Here is a 26,784-nt window from a genome sequence, read left to right on the forward strand (position 1 = left end):
AGAGCTGGAGGTTACCTTTGTGTTTTTTTATTACATACTTGCACTTGTAATTATTGTAATTGATCAATTAACAAAATGGCTGATTGTAAAAAATATGGATTTAGGGGAAAGTATTGCGATTATCAAAGATTTCCTTTATATTACATCTCATCGTAATCAAGGTGCAGCTTGGGGAATTCTTCAAGGACAGATGTGGTTTTTCTACATTATCACACTCGTTGTAATTGTTGGGATTGTTTATTACATGGCTAAGCATACAAAAGGTAAGAAGCTATTAGGTATTTCACTTGGATTGATGCTTGGTGGTGCTATCGGTAACTTTATCGATCGCGTATTTCGCAAGGAGGTCGTGGACTTTGTCGATACATACATCTTCGGCTACGATTTTCCGATTTTTAATGTAGCGGATTCAGCGTTAGTCGTAGGAGTAGCCCTACTCATGATTCAAATGTTCCGCGAAGAGCGTGAAGCAAAGGAGAAAGCACATGGAGAAAAAGGAACACATCATTCTTGAGGAACATGCAAATGAAAGAATTGATAAAGTACTTTCAACATTAAATACAGAATGGTCGAGAACTCAAGTTCAACAGTGGATAAAAGAAGGGAATGTCCTCGTTAATGGACAGCCAATCAAAACAAATTATAAGGGTTCTTTAAATGATAAAATTGAAATCACAATCCCAGAACCAGAAGAATTAGATGTCATTCCTGAGGAAATGGATCTGGAAATTTACTACGAGGATAAGGATGTTATCGTCGTTAATAAGCCTAAAGGGATGGTTGTCCATCCTGCGCCTGGACATTTAACTGGAACACTTGTGAACGGTTTAATGGCTCATTGTAAAGATTTATCTGGTATTAATGGTGTACTAAGACCAGGAATTGTTCATCGTATTGATAAAGATACGTCAGGTCTTTTGATGGTTGCAAAAAATGATTTTGCTCATGAGGATTTAGTTAATCAACTTGTTGCAAAAACTGTAACTAGACGTTATCGTGCTGTAGTTCATGGAAATATCGCGCATGATGATGGAACAATTGATGCACCAATAGCTCGGGATCCAAAGGATCGTCAAAGCATGACAGTTGTAGATAATGGAAAGCATGCTGTTACACATTTTCACGTTTTAGAACGTTTTAATGACTTTACCCTAGTTGAGTGTCAATTAGAGACAGGAAGAACCCATCAAATTCGTGTGCATATGAAGTATATTGGGTTTCCTTTAGCTGGGGATCCAAAGTATGGTCCAAGAAAAACAATTGATTTTGGTGGACAGGTCCTGCATGCCGGAATCCTTGGATTTATTCATCCACGAACAAAGGAATATCTAGAATTTGAAGCTCCACTTCCAAAGGATTTTGTCGAATTGTTGGATAAGCTTCGAAATAATCGTTGACAAATGTTCCAATTATAAGCTACTATGACTATAGTTTAATAAGTCCTTTAAGACAGTCCAGAGAGGCTGAGAAGGAAACGGATCGTAGGTTGGAATAGGTATGTCTAACTTACATTAAGCATAGAATTCGTCTATCCTCTCGCCCTGTGGTTGAGAGGATTTTTTGTTCTTGCGGAAGGATGTGAATTTACTTGGTAGAAAAAGCAGTTGTGTTAGATGAGCAAGCGATTCGTAGAGCATTAACAAGAATTGCTCACGAAATTATTGAGAAAAATAAAGGTATTGAAGGTTGTGTTTTAGTTGGAATTCGTACAAGAGGAATTTATCTAGCGAATCGTCTAGCAGAGCGCATTCAACAAATCGAAGGTAAAGCCATTGCAGTTGGTGAATTAGATATTACCCTTTATCGTGATGACTTAACAACGAAAACAGATAATCAAGAGCCGCTTGTAAAGGGTTCAGATATTCCAATTGATGTTACAAACCAAAAAGTTATTTTAGTGGATGATGTTCTTTATACAGGAAGAACGGTAAGAGCAGCACTGGACGCGTTAGTTGATTTAGGAAGACCATCTTCCGTACAGCTTGCAGTACTAGTAGACCGCGGACACCGTGAGTTGCCGATACGAGCAGACTATGTAGGAAAAAATATTCCGACATCAAGCTCTGAAAAAATTGTAGTGGAATTAACTGAAATCGATGAACAAGAACAAGTAAGTATATACGAAAAATAAGATTGACCTTTTAATTGTAGTCCAGAGAGGCTAGCAAAAGGAATTGTATAGGGATACCTCTATACTATTTCGCCTAACCTCTTTGAAAAATTTCAAAGAGGTATTTTTTTTAGGGGGAAAATGAAATGAATAAACCAGTACTTGATATTAATGAAAAACCAACACCCGCACAAATGATAACACTTAGCTTTCAGCACATGTTTGCAATGTTTGGAGCGACAATCTTAGTACCAAAATTAGTTGGTTTAAGTCCAGCGATTGCTCTTTTAACAAGTGGAATTGCAACGATTTTATTCTTACTTATCACACAGTTTAAAGTGCCTGCTTACTTGGGTTCATCTTTTGCATTTATTGCACCGATTTTAATTGCATCAAATGGAGGAGAAAGTCCAGGTAACGCGATGATAGGTGCGATGGCAGTAGGGATTACCTACGGAGTTGTTTCTTTAATCATCTGGAAAACAGGCTATAAATGGTTAATGCGACTTTTACCACCAATCGTTGTTGCGCCAGTTATTATGGTAATCGGTCTTGGATTATCTGGAACAGCGGTAGACATGGCGATGAATGTAAATGGGGAGTATAACTTCTGGCACTTTACAGCTGCTTTAGTTACATTGTTTGCAGCCATCATCTTTACGGTTTATTTCAAAAATATTTTAAGTGCAATGCCGATTTTACTAGGACTAATCGTTGGATACATTTATTCAGCCATCATAGGAATTGTTGATTTCACAGCAGTAATAGAAGCGAACTGGTTTGAACTTCCTAAATTCTTATTCCCAGGAATCGATTATGAATTTACGATTACTTCATCCATCCTACTGGCAATGGTACCAATCGTCTTTGTTACAATTTCAGAGCATATCGGACATCAATTAGTACTAGGTAGAGTAGTTAATCGCAATTATATTAAAGACCCAGGCTTGCATCGTTCGATTGTCGCTGACGGTCTAGGAACTTTTGTTAGTGCGTTCTTAGGCGGACCACCAAAAACGACTTATGGTGAAAATATCGGCGTACTAGCAATTACAAGAGTATATTCAGTTTATGTTATCTTCGGAGCAGCGGTCATTGCTATCCTGTTCTCGTTTGTAGGTAAGGCAATGGCATTCATTCAAACGATTCCGACTGCGGTCCTTGGTGGAATTTCCATCTTGCTCTTCGGAATTATTGCTTCAAGTGGTTTGAGAATGTTGGTTGAAAGTAAAATTGATTTTGGTAACAATAGAAACTTAGTGATATCTTCAGTTATCTTAGTTCTAGGAATCGGTGGAGCAGCATTAAGAATAACAGACTCATTCAGCATTGAGGGAATGGCATTGGCTGCGATTGTTGGGGTTATCCTGAACCTAGTTCTACCTGGAAAAGATACAGCAAGTCAAGCTTTAGAAGATGATGAGAAAAATAATGATGTCGCATAGAGTCAGCCTTTAATTAAATCCAGAGAGATTTACAAGGGTGATTAATATTGTTGGCATACAGGGGAGCTGCCGGAATGGAGCTATCCTTGTGTCAACCTTATTTAACACACCCTGAATCCATATCAGGGTGTGTTTTTTTATGATAAAAGAGGAGGGTTTCTTTATGAAGCATCTATTAACCACAAATGCTTTATCGCTTGAAGAAGTTAGGATGATTATAGAGGAGGCACAAGCTTTTGCCGAAGGAGCTACCTGGCAACCAGAGCAGCAAACCTTTGTTGCAAATTTATTTTTCGAGCCGAGCACAAGAACGAAATGTAGCTTCGAGGTTGCGGAGAGAAAGCTAGGTCTAAATATCATTCCGTTTGAGGTAAATGCTTCAAGTGTTTTAAAAGGAGAAACTCTTTATGATACGATTCGCACCTTAGAATCAATTGGTGTGGATGCTGTAGTAATACGACATTGCGAAGATAACTATTTCTCTGAATTAGAAGGCAAACTTAAGACGTCAATTATCAATGCAGGAGATGGGTGTGGGCATCATCCAACACAGTCCTTACTAGACCTGCTCACAATTCAACAGGAGTTTGGACATTTTTATGGACTAAAGGTCGCGATTATCGGCGATATTCGCCATAGCCGGGTAGCTCGCTCAAATGCTGATGTGCTTCACCGTCTAGGGGCAGAGGTTGTATTCTCAGGACCTGAGGAATGGTTTGATGAAAGTCTTTTGGAAAGTGGTAAATACGAGGAAATTGACCAAGCGATAGCGACGTCAGATGTTGTGATGCTACTGCGAATTCAGCATGAGCGACATGACCAAGATGGACAGGATGGAAAAGAAGCTTATCACAAAAAGTTTGGGTTAACAGTTGAGAGAGAAAAGACAATGAAGGCAGGAAGCATCATTATGCATCCTGCACCGGTTAACCGAGACGTAGAAATTGCTGATGAGCTTGTGGAATGTGAGCGTTCAAGAATATTTAAACAAATGGAGAACGGTGTTTTTGTCCGAATGGCAGTACTGAAAAGAGCATTACAAGAAGGGGGAAAAGTCAATGTCAATCATCATCAAAAATGGCCAATTGCTTACTAATGAAGGAGCTATAGAACAACAGGATATTTTTATAGAAAATGGAATCATCGAAGAAATAGGTGCATCTATCACGAGAGAAGCAAAAGAAGTCATTGATGCGAAAGGGTTACTTGTTGTCCCTGGATTGATTGATTTGCATGTTCACCTGCGCGAGCCTGGAGGGGAAAAGAAAGAGACAATTGCAACAGGGACACTTGCTGCGGCAAAAGGAGGATTTACAACAATTGCTCCAATGCCAAATACAAGACCTGTACCTGATACAAAAGAGCAATTACAATGGCTTAACCAAAGAATTGAAGAAACAGCGTCCGTAAGAGTATTACCTTATGCGTCGATTACGGTACGAGAGCTTGGTCAAGAATTAACAAACTTCGAAGAATTGAAAGAAGCAGGAGCTTTTGCATTTACGGATGATGGTGTCGGTGTTCAAAATGCATCCATGATGTTAGAGGCGATGAAGAGGGCATCTGCTATCAACATGCCAGTTGTGGCTCACTGTGAAGAGAACACGCTCATTAATAAAGGAGCTGTTCATGAGGGAGATTTTTCAAAGAAATATGGAATAAACGGAATTCCTTCAGTATGCGAATCTGTACATATTGCCAGAGATGTCCTTTTAGCTGAAGCAGCAGATTGTCATTATCATGTTTGCCATATCAGCACAAAGGAATCTGTTCGTGTCGTTCGCGATGCAAAGCGAGCAGGTATTAAGGTTACTGCAGAAGTGACACCACATCATCTTTTACTATGTGAGGACGATATCCCTGGACTAGATACAAATTACAAAATGAATCCACCACTACGAAGCAGGGAAGATAGAGAAGCTTTAATCGAAGGGCTCTTAGATGGAACAATCGATTTTATCGCTACGGACCATGCACCGCATACAGCTGAAGAAAAAGCAGAAGGAATGCAGCTTGCTCCATTTGGAATTGTTGGCTTAGAAACAGCATTTCCGCTTCTTTACACATACTTCGTCAAAGACGGGATCTTAACCTTAAAGCAATTGGTTGATTTCTTAACAATAAAGCCAGCTGAAGCCTTCGATTTATCTTATGGAAAATTAGAAGTAGGAAAAGAAGCAGATATTACATTAATTGATTTGCAGCATGTCGAAAAAATTGTACCAGAGACTTTCGTATCGAAAGGAAAGAACACACCTTTTGGAGACTGGGAATGTGCAGGGTGGCCACAGCTTACGATCGCCTCAGGAAAAATTGTTTGGAGCAGAGAGGGTGTAACAGCATGAAAAGACAATTAATTTTGGAAGATGGTAGCGTCCTTTTAGGTGAAGGATTTGGAAGTGAAAAAGAAACGATTGGTGAAGTCGTTTTTAATACGGGGATGACTGGCTACCAAGAAATCTTATCGGACCCGTCTTATTGCGGGCAAATCGTTACGCTGACTTATCCTCTAATCGGGAACTATGGTATCAATCGCGATGACTTCGAATCGATTACGCCTGCAATATCCGGATTTATTGTGAAGGAAATAGCCGATTTTCCGTCTAACTGGAGAAATGAAATTTCTTTGAGTGAGTTTTTTAAAAGCAAAGACATTCCAGGGATTGCAGGCATTGATACAAGAAAATTAACGAGAATTATCCGCAAGTATGGAACGCTAAAAGGAGCCATCTGCTCAGTGGATGAAGATGTTCAAGGAGTTCTGGAGAGATTAAGAGAAACCACACTAGGAAATGACCAAGTGAAACAGGTTTCTACGAAAAATGCCTACCCAAGTCCAGGAAGAGGAAAAAGAGTTGTCCTTGTTGATTTTGGGATGAAGCATGGTATTTTACGCGAACTGAACAATAGAGATTGTGATGTTCTAGTCGTTCCTTACAATGTTACAGCAGAGGAAATACTCCGTTTAAGTCCAGATGGCGTGATGCTTTCGAATGGACCGGGAGACCCGAAGGATGTAACAGAAGGAATTGAGATGATTCAAGGAATTCTTGGGAAAGTGCCACTATTCGGAATATGCTTAGGACATCAACTCTTTGCGTTAGCATGTGGAGCAAATACAGAAAAAATGAAGTTTGGTCATCGTGGTTCCAACCACCCAGTGAAGGATTTGCTTACTGGAAAAGTGGCGTTGACCTCGCAAAACCATGGTTACGCTGTTGAAGAAGCTTCCATTGAAACTACACGATTAGAAGTAACGCATATAGCTCTAAATGACAGCTCAATAGAAGGTTTGAAACATAAGGATTTTCCTGCGTTTACCGTTCAATATCATCCTGAAGCTTCACCAGGTCCAGAGGATGCCAATTATTTATTTGACCAGTTTATGAGTTTAATAGAATCTGAGGAAAGTGGTGCAAACAAATGCCAAAGCGTACAGATATAAACAGTATTTTAGTCATCGGATCAGGACCGATTGTCATCGGTCAAGCAGCGGAATTTGATTATGCAGGAACGCAAGCGTGTATCGCCTTAAAAGAAGAAGGTTATAAAGTCATTCTTGTTAACTCCAATCCTGCCACCATTATGACAGATACAGAAATTGCTGATGTCGTCTATATTGAGCCACTCACACTTGAATTTGTTAGTCGCATTATTCGAAAAGAACGTCCAGATGCCATCGTACCAACATTAGGAGGGCAAACTGGATTGAATTTGGCAGTCGAGTTAGCCAAGTCTGGTGTGTTAGACGAATGTGGCGTTGAAATATTAGGAACGAAGCTTTCAGCGATTGAACAAGCAGAGGACCGGGATCTTTTTCGTAGCTTAATGAATGAGCTTGGTGAGCCAGTTCCAGAAAGCGAAATTGTCCACAATGTTGAGGAATCCCTTCAGTTCGTTCAAACAGTGGGCTATCCAGTCATCGTTCGTCCAGCCTTCACACTAGGTGGTACGGGCGGAGGGATTTGCCACAACGAGGAAGAGTTAATTGAAACAGTACAAAGCGGCTTGAAATATAGCCCTGTAACTCAATGTTTACTGGAAAAAAGCATTGCAGGATTCAAAGAGATTGAGTACGAGGTAATGAGAGATTCAAATGACAATGCGATTGTAGTTTGTAACATGGAGAACATTGACCCAGTTGGTGTTCATACAGGAGATTCCATTGTTGTGGCTCCAAGCCAAACTTTAAGTGACCGAGAGTATCAGATGTTACGAAATACATCTTTAAAAATTATCCGAGCTCTTGGAATTGAAGGTGGCTGTAATGTTCAGTTAGCGCTCGACCCATACAGCTTTCAATATTATATTATCGAAGTAAATCCACGGGTAAGTCGCTCATCCGCGTTGGCCTCTAAAGCAACTGGTTATCCAATTGCGAAGCTTGCTGCAAAAATTGCTGTAGGTTTGACGTTAGATGAAATGATGAACCCTATCACTGGAAAAACATATGCAAGCTTTGAGCCAGCACTTGACTATATCGTTACAAAAATTCCACGCTGGCCATTCGATAAATTTGATTCTGCCAAGCGTAATCTAGGAACACAAATGAAAGCAACAGGAGAAGTAATGGCGATTGGACGGACCTTTGAGGAATCATTGCTAAAAGCAATTCGTTCCCTCGAGGCAGGAGTTTATCATCTTGCTTTAAATGATGGGGCAGAAATCGAGAACGACCTGTTAGAAAAACGAATTCGCAACGCTGGAGACGAAAGATTATTTTACATTGGAGAGGCATTGGGAAGAGGATATAGCATCGACACTATTCATGAATGGAGCCAAATCGACCTCTTTTTCCTTCATAAGATGGAAAAAATCGTTAAGTTTGAAAAAGTCATTCGTGAGAATCACTTTGACATAGAAGTGGGAAGAAAAGCGAAAGAAATGGGTTTTTCCGACAAAACATTAGCGGAAGCTTGGAATAGTACTGAGCTTATGGTTTATCAATGGCGCAAAGAGAATGGCATCATCCCTGTCTACAAAATGGTTGATACATGTGCAGCCGAATTTGAGTCGGAAACACCTTACTACTACGGTTCTTATGAAGAGGAAAACGAATCAATTGTGACAGAGAAGAAAAGTGTCGTTGTACTTGGTTCAGGTCCAATTCGAATTGGCCAAGGAATTGAATTTGACTATTCAACGGTTCATGCTGTCTGGGCGATTAAAGAAGCAGGTTACGAAGCGATTATTATTAACAGCAACCCAGAAACTGTTTCAACTGATTTTAGCATCTCCGATAAACTGTATTTCGAGCCACTTACCATCGAAGATGTTATGCATATTATTGACTTAGAACAGCCTGAAGGAGTTGTCGTCCAGTTCGGTGGACAAACGGCTATCAACCTAGCATCTAAGCTAGTGGAAAGAGGCGTAAGGATTCTTGGGACTTCACTTGAAAATATTGATGGGGCAGAGGACAGAGATAAGTTCGAGCATGCTCTTTCCCAATTAAATATTCCGCAACCAAAGGGGAAAACGGCCCTTTCGGTAGAGGAAGCAGTGAAGATTGCAGCAAGTATCGGGTATCCTGTATTGGTTCGTCCGTCTTATGTGCTCGGAGGGCGTGCGATGGAAATTGTCTACCATGAGGAAGAGCTTTTACACTATATGAAAAATGCTGTTAAAATCAATCCGGAGCACCCGGTATTAATTGACCGTTACTTAACAGGAAAAGAAATTGAAATTGATGCGATTAGTGACGGAAAGTCTGTCCTAATCCCGGGCATTATGGAGCATATCGAAAGAGCAGGGGTTCACTCAGGTGACTCGATTGCAGTCTATCCAACACAAAGTATAACTGCTGAAATCAAAGAAAAACTGGTAGATTACACAGAACGACTGGCAAAAGGGTTGGGCATTATCGGACTCTTAAACATTCAATATGTGGTTTCAAAAGGAGAAGTCTTCGTTATCGAGGTCAATCCTCGTTCAAGCCGGACAGTTCCATTCCTGAGTAAAATTACGAAGGTTCCAATGGCGAAGATTGCCACAAAGGTCATTCTTGGACAATCTATCGAGGAGCAAGGTTATGAATCAGGGCTTGTACCAGAAAAATCAGGCGTATATGTAAAAGTACCGGTATTCTCTTTTGCTAAACTACGCAGAGTCGATATTACATTAGGACCTGAAATGAAATCAACGGGCGAAGTCATGGGTAAGGACACAACTCTTGAAAAAGCCTTGTACAAAGGACTTGTGGCTTCTGGAATGAAAATTCAACCATTCGGTACCGTATTAATGACCGTGGCTGATAAGGATAAGGAAGAATCCCTCCAATTAGCAAAAAGATTTGCTGCAATTGGATTCCGTATTATGGCGACAAGCGGCACAGCAGAAGCGCTTAAATCGGTTGGAATTCCCGTTCAGGTGGTCGATAAAATCGGAACAAAGGGACCAGATCTTCTCGATGTGATTCGAAATGGTGATGCTCAATTTGTTATCAACACCTTAACAAAAGGAAAACAGCCCGCTCGTGACGGCTTTAGAATCCGTCGTGAATCCGTTGAAAATGGAATTCCGTGCTTAACATCTCTTGATACAGCAGAAGCAATGCTCCGAGTACTCGAGTCGATGACATTTTCAGCAGAGCCTATGGGTGAACAAACACCAGTACGAGAGGCGGTTTTCCAGTGATAGTAAACGAAAATTGCACGATTGTTTCTCAAAAAGAAATTGCAGGGAATATTCATGAGCTCATCCTTCGAGGTGAGCTTTCTACTGAAATGCAGGAACCTGGTCAGTTTGTTCACGTTAAAGTAGCTGACGGTCATGACCCATTACTTAGAAGACCAATTAGCATAGCGAATATCAATCATGAAAAGAAGGAATTTACGTTAATCTATCGTCTAGAAGGTAGAGGTACAACGCTTTTATCAACGAAAAAAGAGTACGAAACAGTGGATATTTTAGGACCGTTGGGACATGGGTTTCCGATTGAAGAAACGAATCCTGGAGAAACAGCTCTTCTAGTAGGTGGTGGAATCGGAGTTCCTCCTTTATATGAATTATCACAGCAATTAGTCGCACGTGGTGTCAAGGTTATCCATATTCTTGGCTTTCAAACGAAGGAAGTGGTGTTCTATGAAGAAAAATTTATGGAGCTCGGGGAAACCTTTGTAACAACGGTTGACGGAACATACGGTATAAAAGGGTTTGTGACAGACGTCATGAAAGATTTATCCTTTGACACGATTTATTCTTGTGGACCAAAGGCGATGCTAAAAGCCCTGGAAACGAACTATGCAGCAGATAAAAAAGTCTACTTATCTTTAGAAGAAAGAATGGGCTGTGGAATTGGCGCTTGTTTTGCTTGTGTTTGTCACACTGCAGATGACCCAACGGGTTTTTCTTATAAAAAAGTATGTACAGATGGGCCAGTGTTTAAGGCAGGGGAGGTTGTTCTATGAGTAGATTAGAGATAGATTTACCTGGGCTACACTTGAAAAATCCAGTCATGCCTGCCTCGGGTTGCTTTGGCTTTGGAAGAGAATTTGGAAATTTATATAACCTCAGTGACCTAGGAGCAATTATGATAAAAGCGACTACGGTAGAACCTCGGTTTGGAAATCCGACTCCAAGAGTTGCGGAAACGTCTGCTGGAATGTTAAATGCCATTGGTTTGCAAAATCCAGGTCTTGAGAAGGTTTTAAATGAAGAACTTCCTTGGCTAGCACAGTATGATGTTCCGATTATCGCCAATGTGGCTGGCTCAACTGAAGAGGATTACGTTGAAGTGGCTAAAAGAATTTCAACTGCCCCAAATGTTCACGCGCTAGAGTTAAATATCTCCTGTCCAAATGTGAAAACAGGAGGAATTGCTTTTGGCACGATTCCAGAGGTGGCCAAAAGTTTAACGAAGAAAGTAAAAGAAGTGTCTGAGGTTCCTGTATATGTGAAACTTTCTCCGAATGTCACGAACATCGTAGAAATGGCAAAAGCGGTTGAAGATGGTGGAGCAGATGGATTAACAATGATTAATACTTTGCTCGGAATGAGACTTGATCTTAAGTCGGGAAATACGATTTTAGCAAATAAGACAGGAGGGCTTTCTGGCCCAGCAATAAAACCAGTAGCGATTCGAATGATTTACGAAGTAAGTCAACAAGTCTCCATTCCGATCATCGGCATGGGTGGAATCGAACGTGCCGAGGACGTTATTGAATTTTTCTATGCGGGTGCGAGCGCTGTAGCAGTCGGTACTGCAAATTTTGTTGACCCGTTCGCTTGTCCGAAAATTATAAAAGATTTGCCAGAAATACTAGAACAACTAGGATTTGACCATATTTCTGAATGTACAGGAAGGAGCTGGAAATAACGTGAAAGATTCGCTAATTATTGCCCTTGATTTTCCTAACAAAGAGGAAGTTTTTCAGTTCTTAAATCGTTTTGATGATGAAAGCCTCTTTCTAAAAGTTGGAATGGAGCTTTTTTATCAAGAAGGTCCTAGAATCATTCAGGAATTAAAAGAGAGAGAACATCAAATTTTCTTAGATTTAAAGCTTCATGATATTCCAAACACAGTATACGGTGGGATGAAAGGTCTTGCGCAGCTAGGCTGTGATTTGGTCAATGTTCATGCTGCCGGTGGAAAAGACATGATGCGCGCTGCTCTTGAAGGTTTAGAGGCAGGGACAGCTCCTGGGCGGGTACGTCCGGCATGTATTGCCGTTACTCAGTTGACAAGTACATCAGAACAACAAATGAGAAGCGAGCAGCTTATTGAAGCTACGTTAGCTCAATCGGTTATTCATTATTCCTTAATCGCACAAGAAGCTGGTTTAGATGGAGTGGTTTGCTCTTCCCATGAAGCGGGAATCATTCGAGAGCAGCTTGGAAATGAGTTTGTCACGGTTACCCCTGGTATTCGTTTAGGCTCTGACCTTGTTCAGGATCAAAAAAGAGTGGCGACACCGGAGCAAGCTAGAATTGCTGGTGTATCTGCTATCGTCGTTGGACGCGGTATTACAAAGGCAGAAGATCCGTATAGAAGTTATCAAGCATACAAACAAGCGTGGGAGGGCGTTCGAGCATGAAAAAACAAATAGCAGAGAGATTACTAGACATTGAGGCAGTTGCCTTAAAACCAACAGAGCCATTCACATGGTCTTCAGGTCTACAATCACCGATTTATTGCGATAATCGATTAACCCTTTCTTATCCACAGGTTCGTAAGGAAATTGCTAATGGATTAAAGGAGCTAATCGTCGAGAATTTTCCCGGTGTAGAGCTAGTAGCTGGGACAGCAACAGCTGGTATTCCTCATGCGGCTTGGGTAAGTGAGCTTCTTGATTTACCGATGTGCTATGTTCGTTCAAAAGCAAAGGGACATGGAAAAGGGAAGCAGATTGAAGGAAAAGCGACAGAAGGACAAAAAGTGGTCGTAGTGGAAGACTTAATATCCACTGGTGGAAGTGTCCTTACTGCTGTAGCGGCATTACGTGAAGCGGGCTGTGAAGTGTTAGGTGTAGTTGCAATTTTTACTTATGAGCTTGAAAAAGGGAAAGAATTGTTGGAGGAAGCAGGAATTACTGCATATTCTCTATCTGACTTTTCTACATTAGTAGAAGTTGCTGAAGCACGAGGCTATGTTAAGGTAGAAGATTTGAAGAGCCTAGCAGAGTGGAAGAAGGATCCGACAGCGTGGGGAAAAGTTCATCAATAAACAATAGACAGGCTGAGTGCCTGTCTTCATCTTTTTAACCTTAAAACCGTATCCTCTTCAGGTGTCACATACACGGTTTGTTGATTTTCATAAATCACATACCCAGGTTTTGCGCCAGATGGCTTTTTGACATGGCGGATTTGAGTATAGTCAACGGGTACGGAGCTCGAACTTCTTGCCTTACTGAAATACGCTGCTAACTGAGCTGCCTCAAGAATCGTCTCATCAGAAGGGGCAGGATTACGAATAACGACGTGAGAGCCCGGAATATCTTTTGTATGAAGCCAAATCTCGTCTCTTCCAGCCAATTTATTTGTTAAATAATCATTTTGTTTGTTGTTTTTGCCGACAAGAATTTCAGTTCCATCAGTAGCTGTGTATTTCTCCAAAATAGGCTTTACATTCTTAACGTTCTTGCTGCCTTTCTTTTGACGATCTCGTAAGTATCCACCTTCAATCAATTCTTCTCGGATTTCCGAAATGTCTTTAGTGGATGCTGTTTCAACCTGCTGCAGTAATGTATCGAAATAGGCAACCTCTTCTTTTGCTTTTTCCATTTGTTCACTAGCCATCACGAGCGCTGTCTTAGCTTTCTGATATCTTGTGAAAAATTTCTGTGCATTGTCAGATGGTGATTTTTGCGGATTCAACGGAATTTTTACCGTTCCACCATTTTCATCATAGTAATTGATGACCTCGATTTCCTTCATCCCTTTTTCAACCGCATAAAGATTGGCAGTCAACAATTCCCCGAAAAGCTGATGTTGATTGGCATTTTCTGCTTCCGTGATGGTAGCTTGAAGCTTCTTGATTTTTTTCTCGTTCTTTTCTTTTTCATTCAAAATAAATCTTTCTAAGTCGTTTGCTTGCTGTTTCACCCGATCACGGTCGGCCTTGCCAAAATAGAAACGGTCTAGAAGCTCGCTTAACGAATCATATTTCTTACTCTCGCCCTTTAGATGCTCCATCGGCAAGAGGTAGAAGGATTCTTTATTATCAAATGAAGTAATCGAAGGCTCGTATTGATGATCCTTCATTTTTTGTAACATTCGTATGAAAGTTTTTGGTAGTGTCGCCCGGTTTGCGATTCCCGCTTGATAAACAATTTCTTTTGCAAAAAGAGGGGAGATACCCGCAAATTGCTCTACTAGCTGCTTATCTAATTTCCCCGCATTAAAATCAATTTTTCTCAAAAGGTCCTCTTCCGTTGCAACTATAGGATCTTGTTTGTTTTGTGTTGGTGGTGCAATATACTCCTGGCCAGGCATGATTGCTCGATGGCTATTAACAGCGTAGGATACATGTTTAATGCTATCTAAAATCAAATTCCTTGTTTTATCAACTAATATGATATTACTGTGGCGGCCCATAATCTCCACGATTAATTGCTTAGATGAAATGTCGCCAATTTCATTTCGCCCTCTTACGTCAAAAACGATCATTCGGTCCATCCCGATTTGATGAATATCCTCTAAAATAAAACCTTCAAGATGCTTTCTTAGAAGCATACAGAACATCGGTGGCTCACTTGGATTTTCATAGGTTTCATTGGTAAGCTGTGCCCGGGCATAGCTTGGATGAACGGATAGAAGTAATTTATGATTCTTTCCGTTTGCCCGAATGACGAACACAATTTCATTTTTGTAAGGTTGATGTATTTTATTAATTCTTCCCCCTTTTAAAAGGGCAGAGAACTCATGTGTTATCGCTCTAGTAAACAAACCGTCAAATGACATTTCAAACATCCTTTTCTACATAAAATCTCAACTTCCATAATAGCCTACTTTAAGGGAAAAGACGAACATATTAGTCGTTTTCGCTAAAGGTGTCATTCATCTGATTGATTTTAAATCGATTGTAGCATTTTTTAGGACGAGTCTGAATAAGCTTTCTTTAGAGTAGGCTGGCTCTGATTACAATAAATTGCTGCCAATATCGAGGAGGAGTGAGATGGTCGGATGAAGTTCCATGAAATGAATGAACGCGATGTTGAAAAAGTCTTGAATACCGACTTAAAAGAAGGGTTATCAAGTACAGATGTTCAAAAGAGGATTAAGCAACACGGATATAATGAATTAGCTGAAGGAGAAAAGCAGTCCGCACTACTCTTGTTTTTTAGTCAGTTTAAAGATTTTATGGTTCTTGTTTTATTAGGTGCCGTCTTAATTTCAGGATTACTCGGAGAATACATTGATGCGATTGCCATTGTTGCCATCGTCATTATAAATGGATTTTTAGGTTTTTTTCAGGAACGGAAAGCAGAGAAATCTCTTGATGCATTAAAGGAACTATCTGCTCCACAGGTTTCTACATTAAGGGATGGTCAGTGGGTGAAAATTCCTTCAAAAGAGCTTGTTGTGGGTGATGTATTAAAGTTTGCATCTGGAGACCGAATTGGTGCGGATGTTAGAATTATAGATTCGAAGAGTCTTGAGATTGAAGAGTCCGCCTTAACGGGGGAATCACTGCCAGTCGCAAAAACTACAGCGAGAATTGACAAAGGTGACGTCGGCATTGGTGATATGGAAAATATGGCCTTTATGGGAACGATGGTGACAAGAGGGGCCGGAATAGGTGTAGTCGTTGCGACAGGAATGAAGACGGCAATGGGACAAATTGCTGATTTGCTGCAAAATGCGGAAACCGTCATCACTCCTTTACAAAGAAAACTCCAGGAGCTCGGGAAAATTTTAATCATTGTCGCAATCCTTCTCACTATTCTTGTTGTGTTCGTTGGTGTTATACAAGGAAACGATCTATATACGATGTTCTTAGCTGGTGTATCGTTAGCGGTTGCCGCAATCCCAGAAGGACTACCCGCAATTGTCACTGTTGCACTTTCGTTAGGTGTCCAGCGAATGATTAAAAATAATGCGATTGTACGAAAGTTGCCTGCTGTTGAAACATTAGGCTGTGCTTCCGTTATTTGTTCGGATAAAACTGGAACAATGACACAAAACAAAATGACTGTGACACATCTTTGGAGCGGTGGAAACACTTGGACGGTTGATGGGGTCGGCTACGATCCACACGGAAGATTTTATCGTGCTGATTCAAAACAACCGATTGATATTAAAAAGGAAAAATCACTGCAGCAAATGCTGATGTTTGGCATGATGTGTAATCATGCTAGTCTGAAAGAGAAAGAATCAAATGAATTTATAGTAGACGGAGATCCGACAGAAGGAGCTCTTCTCGTTGCAGCGATGAAGGCTGGCTATAATCGTGATTTATTATTAAATCAATATGAAATTGTACAGGAATTTCCCTTTGATTCAACTAGAAAAATGATGTCCATTGTGATAAAGGATGTCAATGGGCGTCAGTTTGTCGTCACAAAGGGAGCGCCAGATGTTCTTGTAGGGATTAGTGAATCGGTACTATGGGATGGGAAACGAGCCACTTTTTCAACAGACATGAAAAATAATGTCCAATCCGCCATCAATAATCTTGCTTCACAAGCACTAAGGACGATTGCGATAGGATTTAAAGAAATACCTGCGAAAACTCTTATTTTTAGCGAAAAAGAAGCGGAGAAGGACCTTACTTTCATCGGATTACAAGGGATGATTGATCCGCCTAGACCAGAAGTGAAGCTGGCAGTGAAGGAATGTAAGGAAGCGGGAATTAAGACGGTTATGATTACTGGAGACCATGTGATTACCGCTAAGGCAATTGCAACACAGCTTGGTATTTTAACACCAAAGAAAAAAGTATTGGACGGAAATACATTAACGAATATGACCACAGAAGAATTAGAGGAAGTCGTCGATGATGTCGCTGTATTTGCTCGAGTTTCACCTGAACATAAGTTAAAAATCGTTAAGGCATTGCAAAATAGAGGCCATGTTGTCGCGATGACGGGCGATGGAGTGAATGACGCACCGGCTATCAAAACAGCGGATATTGGTGTAGCGATGGGGATTACTGGTACAGATGTAGCGAAGGAAGCATCGGCCTTAGTTCTACTTGATGATAACTTTGCAACCATTAAGGCAGCGATTAAAGAGGGCCGGAATATCTATGAAAATATTCGAAAGTTTATTCGCTATCTATTAGCCTCAAATGTTGGAGAAATACTCGTTATGCTTTTTGCGATGTTGTTAGCCCTTCCACTCCCTCTCGTTCCAATACAAATACTCTGGGTGAATCTGGTTACTGATGGTTTACCGGCGATGGCTCTTGGTTTAGACCAGCCTGAGGGGGATGTTATGAGAAGAAACCCAAGAAGTCCGAAAGAAGGCATATTCGCTAGAGGACTTGGTTGGAAGGTAGTCTCTAGAGGTTTCTTAATCGGGATTTCTACCTTGATCGCCTTTATAATCGCGAACAATGAAAATCCTGAGCATCTTGCTTATGCACAAACAGTTGCTTTTGCTACATTAGTTATGGCACAACTTATCCATGTTTTTGATTGCCGTAGTGAAAAATCAATATTTGTTCGTAATCCGTTTGGCAATATGTATTTAGTTTGGGCAGTTATTTCTTCGGTTTTACTTATGTTTGTAGTTATCTATTATCCACCGCTACAACCGATATTCCATACCGTTCCGATCCTTGCAAAAGATTGGATTATGATACTAGGTTTGGCGGCAGTACCAACTTTTTTACTAGCCGGAACATTTTTGGCAAGAAAAAGAAAAGAAACTGTGGTATAATCCAAAAGGTGATAGAGGAGACTCTATTACCTTTTTCAATTTCATTATTTGGGTGTGTTGCTATGATTGTTAGCATGACTGGATTTGGCCGTAGTAAGGCAGAAAAAGACAAATATTCTGTAACAGTAGAAATTAAAGCTGTGAATCATCGGTTTTTAGAGTTTAATATTCGAATGCCTAGACAGTTATTTGTAATCGAGGATAGAATCAAAAAGAAAATCAGTGAACAAGTGACTAGAGGAAGAATCGAGGTATTTGTGACACTCGAGGGTTCTGGGAATTTTTCTTCTAAAGTAAATGTGGATTGGCAGCTTCTTGATGAATATGTTCAATCTATTAAAGCGATTCAAGAAAAATACCAGCTAGAAAACCCAATCTCACTTCAAGATATATTGATCCGCGAAGATTTTGTTTCCTTTGATGAAGACCATGCTGGTAATGCAGAAATAGAAGCCCTTGTTCTTGACGCAATTGATGATGCTGCAAAACAGCTAAAATCGATGCGTGTCATTGAAGGCAACGTTCTTGCAAGCGACATACATAACCAATTACATATTTTAAGTAAAAAGGTCATTAGTTTAAGAGAATATGCTCCAAGTGTCGTCCGGCTTTATACGAAAAAGTTGCGAAGCAGAATGGAAGAATTCGCAAATGGACAAATCGATGAAGCTCGTCTTGTTAATGAAATAGCTATTTTTGCTGACAAAGCAGATATTAACGAAGAGTTAACAAGATTACATAGTCATATCGACCAGTTCCAAAAGATTATGAAGTTAGATGAACCGGTTGGTCGGAAAATGGACTTCCTCCTTCAGGAAATGAATCGAGAGGTTAACACAATTGGCTCTAAAGCAAATGATTCTAATATTGCTAGAGAAGTCGTTGAAATGAAAAGCTTACTCGAGAAAATGAAAGAGCAGGTTCAAAATATAGAGTAGCCTTGGTTTAGAAACATGTAACCAAGGTAAAAATAAATAACTGACTAATGGGGGAGAAGCATGTCAATTAAATTAATCAATATTGGGTTTGGGAACATCGTTTCTGCAAACCGTATTATCTCAATTGTAAGTCCTGAATCTGCACCGATAAAAAGAATAATTCAAGATGCAAGAGACAGGGGGGCTTTAATCGATGCGACTTATGGAAGAAGGACGCGTGCGGTCATCGTTATGGATAGTGACCATGTCATCCTTTCAGCTGTACAGCCTGAGACAGTTGCAGCTCGATTAAATGACCGTGATGAAATAATGGATGAAGGGTAGGTACATTTCATGCAAGAGAAGGGGTTATTAATCGTTTTATCTGGACCCTCGGGTGTTGGGAAAGGTACCGTTCGTAAGGAAGTTTTTTCACAAGAGGATACCGCTTTTGAATACTCCATATCAATGACGACGCGTAACCCACGACAAGGTGAGGTCAATGGTGTCGATTACTTTTTCAAAACAAGGGAAGAATTTGAAGAACTGATTAAACAAGGCAAACTTCTTGAATATGCTGAATTTGTTGGGAATTACTACGGTACCCCAGTGGATTATGTTCGAGAAACCTTAGATAAAGGAAAAGATGTTTTTCTAGAAATCGAGGTAGAAGGGGCAAAGCAGGTCCGCGAGAAGTTTCCAGATGGCTTGTTTATTTTCCTCGTTCCACCAAGTCTTTCTGAATTGAAAAATCGTATTGTTACAAGAGGGACAGAAACAGAGGATGTTATCAATAATCGTATGAGTGCTGCAAAAGAAGAAATTGAAATGATGCATTTATATGATTATGTTGTGGAAAATGATAAGGTAGAGAATGCAGTTGAACGTATCAAAGCGATTGTAATTGCAGAGCATCTACGTCGCGAACGAGTAGAACCAAAATATAGAAAAATGCTGGAGGTTGAACAATAAATGTTATATCCATCAATTGATTCACTTTTGACTAAGATCGATTCAAAATACTCATTAGTTTCTGTAGCAGCAAAAAGAGCACGCAGATTACAGCAAGATGAAAGATTAATGCTTACTAAATATGTATCACATAAACCAGTTGGTAAGGCATTAGAAGAAATTCACGCTGATAGACTTACTTTCCGTGTTGAGAACCATGACGAAACTGCTGAATAAGAAATGTTTCATTAATGAACAACCTAGACATTAGGTTGTTTTTTATTTGAGGGTGCAGATTTTTAGAGTCGGGCCCCATGAAGACAAGAATCGAGTGAAGCTATAGAAAGATGTCCGCATGGAGCGTTCATGAAGACAAAGATTGAGTGATACTTAAGAAAGATGTCCGCATGGAGCGTTCATGAAGACAAGAATCGAGTGATCTTTAAAAAAGTTGTCTTCATAAAACGTGCAATAAAACATCAATAGTAAGCATTCGTATAAAAGAAGCACCCTTCGAATAAAAAAGATGCAATGAAACGACAATTCTTGCATAATGGAAGAAAGATATTTGTTACTCGGGACGGGGGTTCACTATGTTAAATGGGAAAAAAGTTTTACTATGTGTGACAGGAGGAATAGCCGTTTACAAGGCTGTTGCTCTCACTAGTAAATTAACGCAAGCAGGGGTAGAGGTAAAAGTTATCTTAAGCGATTCTGCAGCGAAATTTGTTACTCCGTTAACATTTCAAGCGATGTCACGCAATGACGTTTATATAGATACGTTTGATGAAAAAAATCCGAAAGTGATTGCTCATATTGATTTAGCTGACTGGGCTGATTTAATTCTCATTGCCCCTGCTACAGCAAATACGATTGGAAAATTGGCGAATGGAATTGCCGACAATATGATCACAACTACACTTTTAGCAGCGACTGCTCCCGTTTGGATTGCACCAGCCATGAATGTTCATATGTATGGGCATCCAGCAGTCATTAAAAATATTGAAACGCTTCATCATTTTGGTTATCAATTTATTGAGCCTAGTGAAGGGTATCTAGCATGTGGTTATGTTGGAAAAGGGAGACTAGAAGAACCAGAGAAAATCGTACAGATCATGGAGTATTTTTTTGAACCAAAGGACTTGCCCTTAAAAGGAAAAAGAGTCCTTGTTACAGCAGGCCCAACTCGGGAAAAAATTGATCCAGTTCGCTTCATTACCAATCTTTCAACTGGAAAAATGGGTTATGCGATCGCAGAAACGGCCATTGATCTAGGAGCAGCTGTTACTTTGGTTTCAGGTCCTGTATCAATCTCGCCACCTAAAGGGGCAGACCTAATCAAGGTTGAAAGTGCGGAAGAAATGTACAATGCGGTCACCCAGCATTTTAATGCAGCTGATATGGTCATTAAGACTGCTGCGGTTTCTGATTATCGTCCGAAGGTATCCTATGATGAAAAGATCAAAAAACAACCTGGTGATGAAGTGCTTGAACTAGAAAGAACGAAAGATATTTTATTGGAGTTAGGAAAACAAAAAACTCATCAAGTTCTAGTAGGCTTTGCTGCGGAAACAAATAATGTGGCAGGGTATGCCAAGGGTAAGCTTGAGAAGAAAAATGCCGATATGATCGTGGCGAATGATGTTAAAGCAGAAGGTGCCGGATTTGGGACTGATACCAATATTGTCACCATTTATAAAAAAGACGGTTCGTCTATCGAATTGCCTAAGATGACCAAGCAAGAGGTTGCAAAGAACATACTTCTAGAGGCAAGCAAATTACTAAAAGGTGACAAAATACAATGATTGCGAAAGTGATTGTTGATGTTCCTGCAAAGCAGACGGACCGTGCATTTGACTATTTAGTTCCTGAGTCTCTTGAAGACGTTATTAAACCTGGAGTCAGAGTGATTGTTCCATTTGGTCCAAGAAAAATTCAAGGATTTGTAGTTGGTTTCAGTGATCGATCCGAATTTACAGGTCTAAAAGAAATCATTGAACCAATGGATTTGACTCCTGTGTTAAATGAGGAATTATTGGGCTTAGGAGATTGGTTAACAGAACAAACCCTTTCTTATAAAATCTCAGCCTTTCAGGTTATGCTACCAGCAGCTCTAAAAGCGAAGTATGAAAAAAAGATTATGCTAAGGAAGAGCATTGACCTGCTTCCTGAAGAGCTTCAATTTTTATTTGAAAAAAATGACACGATTATTTGGAATGAGGCTGGAGGTCACTTAGCACAGCTCCAAAAAGAGGCTACAAAAGGCAATGTTGAGGTTTTATACGAAGTAAAAGAACGAGTGAAAAAGAAGAAATTAAAGCATATATCTGTCAAAGTTTCGAAGGAAGAGTTAATCACTCATAGAGAGCAGCTTGCTGCAAATGCTGAGAAACAGAAAGTTCTTATTGATTTCTTTATTGAAAATCCGAAATCGATCGAACAACGAGAGCTCTTATCGATTCTTGACGTACCAGCGACTACGATAAAGAGTCTTGTCAAAAAGGGATTGCTTTTAGAAGAAGATTTAGAGGTATACCGCGACCCTTACGAGGATCGAGTTTTTGAAAAAACGCAGCCTTTAACATTAACACTCGAACAGGAAAAAGCGATCTCTCCTATTCTAGCTACATTAGAAGAAAACAAGCAAAAGGTGTTTTTGCTTTATGGAGTGACCGGTAGTGGGAAAACGGAAATCTACCTGCAATCTATTCAGCGTGCGATCGAAATGGGGAAAGAAGCGATTGTTTTAGTCCCAGAGATTTCTTTGACACCGCAAATGGTGAAACGATTCAAAGGGCGATTTGGGAATGAAGTAGCCGTTCTTCATAGTGGCTTATCTTCTGGAGAAAAATATGATGAATGGCGTAAGATTGAGCGAAAAGAAGTAAAGGTGGTAGTGGGGGCAAGATCTGCTATTTTCGCTCCTTTTGAGAATTTGGGCATTATCATAATTGATGAAGAGCATGAAACGAGCTATAAGCAAGAGGATAATCCGCGTTATCATGCAAGGGATGTTGCGATCGAGCGTGCGAACTTTCATCAATGTCCAGTTATTTTAGGAAGTGCAACGCCTTCTTTAGAAACCTTTGCGCGCGCACAAAAAGGTGTCTATGAACAGTTAAACTTGCCAAAAAGGATGAATAATCAAGCACTGCCTTCCGTCGAGATTATTGATATGCGTGAGGAACTTCGCGAAGGCAACCGTTCGATGTTTTCTAGAGCGCTTATAGAGGGATTGAAAGACCGTCTCGAGAAAAAACAGCAGATTGTCTTGTTTTTAAATAAACGTGGACATTCGTCATTTGTCATGTGCCGTGACTGTGGCTATGTCGACAATTGCCCTAATTGCGATATATCCCTTACATATCACCGCTTTAGTCAGCAAATGAAATGTCACTATTGTGGATACGAATCCTATGTTCCTTCCAAATGTCCTGAATGTAATGGTGAACATATTCGCTATTTCGGAACGGGAACGCAGAAGGTGGAAGAGGAGCTTGGTAAAGTCTTACCAGAGGCAAGAGTGATTCGTATGGATGTAGACACGACAAGTCGCAAAGGTGCTCATGAAAAACTATTAAATGATTTCCAAGATGGAAAAGCAGATATACTTCTTGGCACACAAATGATTGCCAAGGGTTTGGATTTTCCAAACATCACCCTTGTGGGTGTACTTTCAGCGGATACAATGCTTCATTTACCAGACTTTCGTTCCTCAGAGAAAACCTTTCAGCTGTTAACTCAGGTTAGTGGACGAGCAGGAAGACATGAACTGCCTGGGGAGGTCATTATCCAAACCTATACGCCCGAGCATTATAGTGTAGAGCTTGCAGCTACACAAAATTTTGATCACTTTTTTGAGCGAGAAATGATGATTCGTCGTGCTCATCAATATCCGCCTTATTACTATATTGCTTTGATCACGGTAAGTCATGAAAATGTAGCGTATGTTGCATCGACCACAGATAAAATTACGAAATTTGTCCAATCAAAGTTATCGAAGGAAGCGAGTGTCCTTGGGCCAGTTGCTTCACCGATCTCGCGGATCAAAAATAGATATCGATATCAATGTTTGATAAAATACAAGCGGGAACCTGATTTAAACGGAACGTTAAAAACTATTTTAGAACATTATCAGCAAGAAACGGTCTCAAAAGGATTACAAATCTCGATTGATGTGAATCCTTATATATTAATGTAGACCAAGGAATTTGGAGGAAATATTTTGACTGTAAGAGCAATTGTTACCTATCCTGCCGAAATTTTAGAGCAGGAATGTGAATTAGTAACGGTTTTTGATAAAAAATTAGTAAAGCTATTAAACGATATGTACGATACGATGATTGAATTTGATGGGGTAGGCCTTGCCGCTCCACAAATTGGCATCAATAAACAAATTGCGGTAGTAGATATAGATGATGAGTCTGGAACCATTGAGCTTATCAATCCAGAAATTCTTGAAACGAGTGGAGAGGATTTAGGGGTCGAGGGTTGTCTTAGTTTCCCTGGACTGTATGGGGAAGTAACAAGACCTTATTATGTAAAAGTGAAAGCTCAGGATCGAAAAGGAAGACCATTCGTCATTGAAGCTGAGGATTACTTAGCTCGTGCTATTCAACACGAGATTGATCATTTACATGGTATCCTATTTACGTCAAAAGTAAGTAGATATTTGAAAGAAGAAGAGTTAGAGGAAGTGGAACAAAATGACTAAGATCGTATTTATGGGGACACCTGATTTCTCCGTACCAGTACTACAACAAATAATTATAGATGGCTATGAGGTAATCGGAGTTGTGACTCAACCAGATAGACCGGTTGGGAGAAAAAAGGTGTTAACACCACCTCCTGTTAAAGTGGAAGCCGAGAAGCATGGTATTCCTGTTTTTCAACCGGAAAAAATCCGTGTGCAAGAAGAACTAGATAAAATTCTCGCGCTTAACCCTGACTTAATTGTTACAGCTGCCTTTGGACAAATCTTGCCGAAGGCGTTGCTCGATGCACCGAAATTGGGTTGTATCAATGTTCATGCCTCTCTTTTACCAGAGCTAAGAGGTGGGGCACCAATGCATTATTCCATTATTCAAGGGAAAGACAAAACCGGAATTACGATTATGTATATGGTTGAAAAGCTTGATGCTGGAGATATGCTTACCCAAGTTGAGGTACCAATTACAGAGACAGACACGGTTGGTACTCTTCATGATAAGTTGAGTGTAGCTGGTGCAAAGCTATTATCAGAAACCCTTCCTAAGCTATTAAATGGAGAGCTTAAAGGAACTCCTCAACGAGAAGAGGATGCAACTTTTGCTTATACAATTAAACGTGAGCAAGAAAAAATTGATTGGACAAAAACTGGAGAAGCTATATATAACCATGTTCGCGGAATGAATCCTTGGCCAGTAGCCTATACCACACATGATGGCGCAGTTATGAAAATTTGGTGGACGGAGAAAGTGAAAGGCTCGGGTCAGAAAGCTCCAGGAGAAATCATAGCGTTAGAAGAGGACGGATTCGTTGTTGCGACAGGAAATGAAACAGCTGTGAAAATTATCGAGCTCCAGCCTTCAGGGAAAAAGCGTATGAAAGCAAGTGATTTTTTACGTGGAGCAAAGCTCGCAGTTGGAGACAGATTAGGAGTCGAGCATGAGTAATAAAAAGAACGTCCGAGAAAGTGCTTTGAACCTCTTAGAAGCAATTGAAAAAAATCAATCGTATAGCAATCTTCTACTAAACAATGTTATTAAAAAAAATAATGTTGAGCCGAAGGATATTGGGTTATTAACGGAATTAACGTACGGAACTCTACAACGAAAAATGACGTTGGATTTCTACTTGGAACCATTTTTAAAAAAGGCAAGAAAATTAGAACCGTGGGTCAAACAGCTCTTAAGAATCACTCTTTATCAAATGATTTATTTGGATAAAATTCCAGATAGAGCGGCTATTTTTGAAGCGGTTGAGATTGCGAAGAAAAAGGGCCATAAAGGAATTTCGAGTATGGTCAATGGTGTTTTGCGGACGATTCAGAGAGAAGGAGTCCCAAGCCTGGAAGAAATCAAGGACCCGATTGAACGTCTTGCCATTGCCACAAGCCATCCCGAGTGGTTGGTAAAGCGATGGGTAGAACAGCTAGGCTTTGAAAAGGCTCAGGAAATGTGTGAGATCAATTTGACTGCGCCATTACAGACCGCTCGTGTGAACACAACGAAGATAAACCGTGAACAATGCCTTCAAATGCTTCAGGAGGAAGGTTATCAGGTTGAAGCGAGTCCGGTTATCCCAGAAGCACTTAAATGTTTGAAAGGGAATTTGGCGAATTCGAATACTTTCAAGAAAGGGTTTATCACGATTCAGGATGAAAGCTCGATGCTTGTCGCTCATGCATTAGGTGTTGGAAAAGATGAACATATTTTAGATGCGTGTGCTGCTCCAGGAGGAAAATCCACACATATTGCCGAAAAGCTAAGTTTGACAGGTCAAGTCATTTCACTCGATCTACATGAGCATAAAGTGAAGCTTATAGCTGAAAATGCTAATCGTCTCGGGTTGAATAATATCGAAACAAAGGCGTTAGATAGCCGAAAAGTGCAGGAGCATTTTGAGAAGGAAAGCTTTGATCGTATCCTACTTGATGCACCTTGCTCTGGACTAGGCGTAATGAGAAGAAAGCCGGATATGAAATATACAAAAAAGGAAGAGGATGTATTTAGACTCCATTCTATTCAAACTGACCTTTTAAAAGCAGTTGCGCCTTTATTGAAAAAAGGTGGTATTCTTGTATATAGTACATGTACGGTCGATGATGTGGAAAATCAAAAGATAGTAGATGCCTTTTTAGCCGAGAACTCGGAATTCGAAGGGGATTTAGGTTTTAAAAATAGGATGCCAGAAGCCATTCAACCATTATGTAAGGACTACTCTCTACAAATTTTACCTCAAGATTTTGGTTCGGACGGATTTTATATAGCAGTATTAAAGAAAAATTGATATTTGTCTGGAAAAATAGTTGCCAGACAGCAAAGAAAGCAGGTGTAGG

General features: G+C 40.2%; 23 protein-coding genes. 22 read left to right on the forward strand and 1 reads right to left on the reverse strand.

The annotated features are described in order from the left end of the window. The first annotated feature begins 19 nt into the window (after positions 1 to 19). The 12 genes from lspA (at position 20) to pyrE (ending at position 13,219) form a co-directional block, all read left to right on the forward strand. A complete protein-coding gene (gene lspA, locus FA727_RS03290) occupies positions 20 to 514 on the forward strand; it encodes a signal peptidase II (protein ID WP_136829296.1) in 495 nt (164 codons plus the stop codon). Next, on the forward strand, positions 486 to 1,397 hold the full coding sequence (locus FA727_RS03295; RefSeq protein ID WP_136829297.1) for an RluA family pseudouridine synthase: 912 nt from the start codon (positions 486 to 488) through the stop codon (positions 1,395 to 1,397). Before lspA ends, FA727_RS03295 begins: the two co-directional genes overlap by 29 nt. A 191-nt stretch (positions 1,398 to 1,588) precedes the next feature. After that, complete coding sequence (gene pyrR, locus FA727_RS03300) at positions 1,589 to 2,131, forward strand: bifunctional pyr operon transcriptional regulator/uracil phosphoribosyltransferase PyrR (protein WP_126405815.1); 543 nt, start codon at positions 1,589 to 1,591, stop codon at positions 2,129 to 2,131. Between the two features lie 125 nt (positions 2,132 to 2,256). After that, positions 2,257 to 3,555, forward strand: a complete 1,299-nt coding sequence (locus tag FA727_RS03305) for a uracil-xanthine permease family protein (protein WP_136829298.1) — start codon at positions 2,257 to 2,259, stop codon at positions 3,553 to 3,555. A gap of 163 nt (positions 3,556 to 3,718) precedes the next feature. Further along, the gene (locus FA727_RS03310; RefSeq protein ID WP_136829299.1) at positions 3,719 to 4,651 is read left to right on the forward strand and encodes an aspartate carbamoyltransferase catalytic subunit; all 933 of its coding nucleotides are present in this window, start codon (positions 3,719 to 3,721) and stop codon (positions 4,649 to 4,651) included. After that, complete coding sequence (gene pyrC, locus FA727_RS03315; RefSeq protein WP_136829300.1) at positions 4,614 to 5,900, forward strand: dihydroorotase; 1,287 nt, start codon at positions 4,614 to 4,616, stop codon at positions 5,898 to 5,900. Before FA727_RS03310 ends, pyrC begins: the two co-directional genes overlap by 38 nt. Next, positions 5,897 to 7,000 (forward strand): carbamoyl phosphate synthase small subunit, encoded by a 1,104-nt coding sequence (locus tag FA727_RS03320; protein WP_136829301.1) that lies wholly within the window; start codon positions 5,897 to 5,899, stop codon positions 6,998 to 7,000. The genes pyrC and FA727_RS03320 overlap by 4 nt, the downstream gene beginning before the upstream one ends. Beyond that, the gene (gene carB, locus FA727_RS03325) at positions 6,979 to 10,191 is read left to right on the forward strand and encodes a carbamoyl-phosphate synthase large subunit (protein ID WP_136829302.1); all 3,213 of its coding nucleotides are present in this window, start codon (positions 6,979 to 6,981) and stop codon (positions 10,189 to 10,191) included. Before FA727_RS03320 ends, carB begins: the two co-directional genes overlap by 22 nt. Continuing rightward, positions 10,188 to 10,964, forward strand: a complete 777-nt coding sequence (locus tag FA727_RS03330; RefSeq protein WP_136829303.1) for a dihydroorotate dehydrogenase electron transfer subunit — start codon at positions 10,188 to 10,190, stop codon at positions 10,962 to 10,964. The genes carB and FA727_RS03330 overlap by 4 nt, the downstream gene beginning before the upstream one ends. Continuing rightward, positions 10,961 to 11,872 (forward strand): dihydroorotate dehydrogenase, encoded by a 912-nt coding sequence (locus FA727_RS03335; protein ID WP_136829304.1) that lies wholly within the window; start codon positions 10,961 to 10,963, stop codon positions 11,870 to 11,872. Before FA727_RS03330 ends, FA727_RS03335 begins: the two co-directional genes overlap by 4 nt. A 1-nt stretch (position 11,873) precedes the next feature. After that, positions 11,874 to 12,590 (forward strand): orotidine-5'-phosphate decarboxylase, encoded by a 717-nt coding sequence (gene pyrF, locus FA727_RS03340; protein WP_136829305.1) that lies wholly within the window; start codon positions 11,874 to 11,876, stop codon positions 12,588 to 12,590. Further along, entirely contained in the window at positions 12,587 to 13,219 is a 633-nt protein-coding gene (gene pyrE / locus FA727_RS03345) for an orotate phosphoribosyltransferase (protein ID WP_136829306.1), read from the forward strand. The genes pyrF and pyrE overlap by 4 nt, the downstream gene beginning before the upstream one ends. Positions 13,220 to 13,245: 26 nt before the next feature. Here the strand turns inward: pyrE and FA727_RS03350 are convergent, their stop codons facing one another. Beyond that, positions 13,246 to 14,955, reverse strand: coding sequence for an Rqc2 family fibronectin-binding protein (locus FA727_RS03350; RefSeq protein WP_136829307.1), 1,710 nt, complete (start codon positions 14,953 to 14,955; stop codon positions 13,246 to 13,248). 222 nt (positions 14,956 to 15,177) lie between these two features. Between FA727_RS03350 and FA727_RS03355 the strand changes: the two genes are divergently transcribed. The 10 genes from FA727_RS03355 (at position 15,178) to rsmB (ending at position 26,735) form a co-directional block, all read left to right on the forward strand. Further along, the gene (locus FA727_RS03355; protein ID WP_136829308.1) at positions 15,178 to 17,877 is read left to right on the forward strand and encodes a cation-translocating P-type ATPase; all 2,700 of its coding nucleotides are present in this window, start codon (positions 15,178 to 15,180) and stop codon (positions 17,875 to 17,877) included. 62 nt (positions 17,878 to 17,939) lie between these two features. Beyond that, the gene (locus FA727_RS03360) at positions 17,940 to 18,815 is read left to right on the forward strand and encodes a YicC/YloC family endoribonuclease (protein WP_136829309.1); all 876 of its coding nucleotides are present in this window, start codon (positions 17,940 to 17,942) and stop codon (positions 18,813 to 18,815) included. A 60-nt stretch (positions 18,816 to 18,875) separates the two neighbouring features. Then, positions 18,876 to 19,139: an extracellular matrix/biofilm regulator RemA gene (gene remA / locus FA727_RS03365; protein ID WP_126405839.1), complete on the forward strand. Its 264-nt coding sequence runs from the start codon at positions 18,876 to 18,878 to the stop codon at positions 19,137 to 19,139. Between the two features lie 9 nt (positions 19,140 to 19,148). After that, complete coding sequence (gene gmk / locus FA727_RS03370) at positions 19,149 to 19,766, forward strand: guanylate kinase (protein WP_136829310.1); 618 nt, start codon at positions 19,149 to 19,151, stop codon at positions 19,764 to 19,766. Beyond that, entirely contained in the window at positions 19,767 to 19,982 is a 216-nt protein-coding gene (gene rpoZ, locus FA727_RS03375) for a DNA-directed RNA polymerase subunit omega (RefSeq protein ID WP_136829311.1), read from the forward strand. 356 nt (positions 19,983 to 20,338) lie between these two features. Beyond that, entirely contained in the window at positions 20,339 to 21,550 is a 1,212-nt protein-coding gene (gene coaBC, locus FA727_RS03380) for a bifunctional phosphopantothenoylcysteine decarboxylase/phosphopantothenate--cysteine ligase CoaBC (protein WP_136829312.1), read from the forward strand. Beyond that, entirely contained in the window at positions 21,547 to 23,946 is a 2,400-nt protein-coding gene (gene priA, locus FA727_RS03385) for a primosomal protein N' (protein ID WP_136829313.1), read from the forward strand. Before coaBC ends, priA begins: the two co-directional genes overlap by 4 nt. 24 nt (positions 23,947 to 23,970) lie before the next feature. After that, positions 23,971 to 24,459, forward strand: coding sequence for a peptide deformylase (def, locus tag FA727_RS03390; RefSeq protein ID WP_136829314.1), 489 nt, complete (start codon positions 23,971 to 23,973; stop codon positions 24,457 to 24,459). Further along, positions 24,452 to 25,399, forward strand: coding sequence for a methionyl-tRNA formyltransferase (gene fmt, locus FA727_RS03395; RefSeq protein ID WP_136829315.1), 948 nt, complete (start codon positions 24,452 to 24,454; stop codon positions 25,397 to 25,399). The genes def and fmt overlap by 8 nt, the downstream gene beginning before the upstream one ends. Beyond that, positions 25,392 to 26,735 (forward strand): 16S rRNA (cytosine(967)-C(5))-methyltransferase RsmB, encoded by a 1,344-nt coding sequence (gene rsmB / locus FA727_RS03400; RefSeq protein ID WP_136829316.1) that lies wholly within the window; start codon positions 25,392 to 25,394, stop codon positions 26,733 to 26,735. The genes fmt and rsmB overlap by 8 nt, the downstream gene beginning before the upstream one ends. Positions 26,736 to 26,784 lie beyond the last annotated feature (49 nt).

Origin of the sequence: Robertmurraya kyonggiensis, assembly GCF_005116465.1 — a bacterium.
GTDB lineage: Bacteria > Bacillota > Bacilli > Bacillales > Cytobacillaceae > Robertmurraya > Robertmurraya kyonggiensis.

Bases quoted from the DNA above. Each gene is read 5' to 3' on its own strand.
- FA727_RS03310 (WP_136829299.1), top strand. From the start codon at position 3,719: ATGAAGCATCTATTAACCACAAATGCTTTATCGCTTGAAGAAGTTAGG.
- priA (WP_136829313.1), top strand. From the start codon at position 21,547: ATGATTGCGAAAGTGATTGTTGATGTTCCTGCAAAGCAGACGGACCGT.
- pyrC (WP_136829300.1), top strand. From the start codon at position 4,614: ATGTCAATCATCATCAAAAATGGCCAATTGCTTACTAATGAAGGAGCT.
- FA727_RS03305 (WP_136829298.1), top strand. From the start codon at position 2,257: ATGAATAAACCAGTACTTGATATTAATGAAAAACCAACACCCGCACAA.
- FA727_RS03355 (WP_136829308.1), top strand. From the start codon at position 15,178: ATGAAGTTCCATGAAATGAATGAACGCGATGTTGAAAAAGTCTTGAAT.
- pyrE (WP_136829306.1), top strand. From the start codon at position 12,587: ATGAAAAAACAAATAGCAGAGAGATTACTAGACATTGAGGCAGTTGCC.
- rsmB (WP_136829316.1), top strand. From the start codon at position 25,392: ATGAGTAATAAAAAGAACGTCCGAGAAAGTGCTTTGAACCTCTTAGAA.
- FA727_RS03320 (WP_136829301.1), top strand. From the start codon at position 5,897: ATGAAAAGACAATTAATTTTGGAAGATGGTAGCGTCCTTTTAGGTGAA.
- gmk (WP_136829310.1), top strand. From the start codon at position 19,149: ATGCAAGAGAAGGGGTTATTAATCGTTTTATCTGGACCCTCGGGTGTT.
- fmt (WP_136829315.1), top strand. From the start codon at position 24,452: ATGACTAAGATCGTATTTATGGGGACACCTGATTTCTCCGTACCAGTA.
- FA727_RS03335 (WP_136829304.1), top strand. From the start codon at position 10,961: ATGAGTAGATTAGAGATAGATTTACCTGGGCTACACTTGAAAAATCCA.
- carB (WP_136829302.1), top strand. From the start codon at position 6,979: ATGCCAAAGCGTACAGATATAAACAGTATTTTAGTCATCGGATCAGGA.
- FA727_RS03350 (WP_136829307.1), bottom strand. From the start codon at position 14,955: ATGTCATTTGACGGTTTGTTTACTAGAGCGATAACACATGAGTTCTCT.
- coaBC (WP_136829312.1), top strand. From the start codon at position 20,339: ATGTTAAATGGGAAAAAAGTTTTACTATGTGTGACAGGAGGAATAGCC.
- FA727_RS03295 (WP_136829297.1), top strand. From the start codon at position 486: ATGGAGAAAAAGGAACACATCATTCTTGAGGAACATGCAAATGAAAGA.
- FA727_RS03360 (WP_136829309.1), top strand. From the start codon at position 17,940: ATGATTGTTAGCATGACTGGATTTGGCCGTAGTAAGGCAGAAAAAGAC.
- rpoZ (WP_136829311.1), top strand. From the start codon at position 19,767: ATGTTATATCCATCAATTGATTCACTTTTGACTAAGATCGATTCAAAA.
- remA (WP_126405839.1), top strand. From the start codon at position 18,876: ATGTCAATTAAATTAATCAATATTGGGTTTGGGAACATCGTTTCTGCA.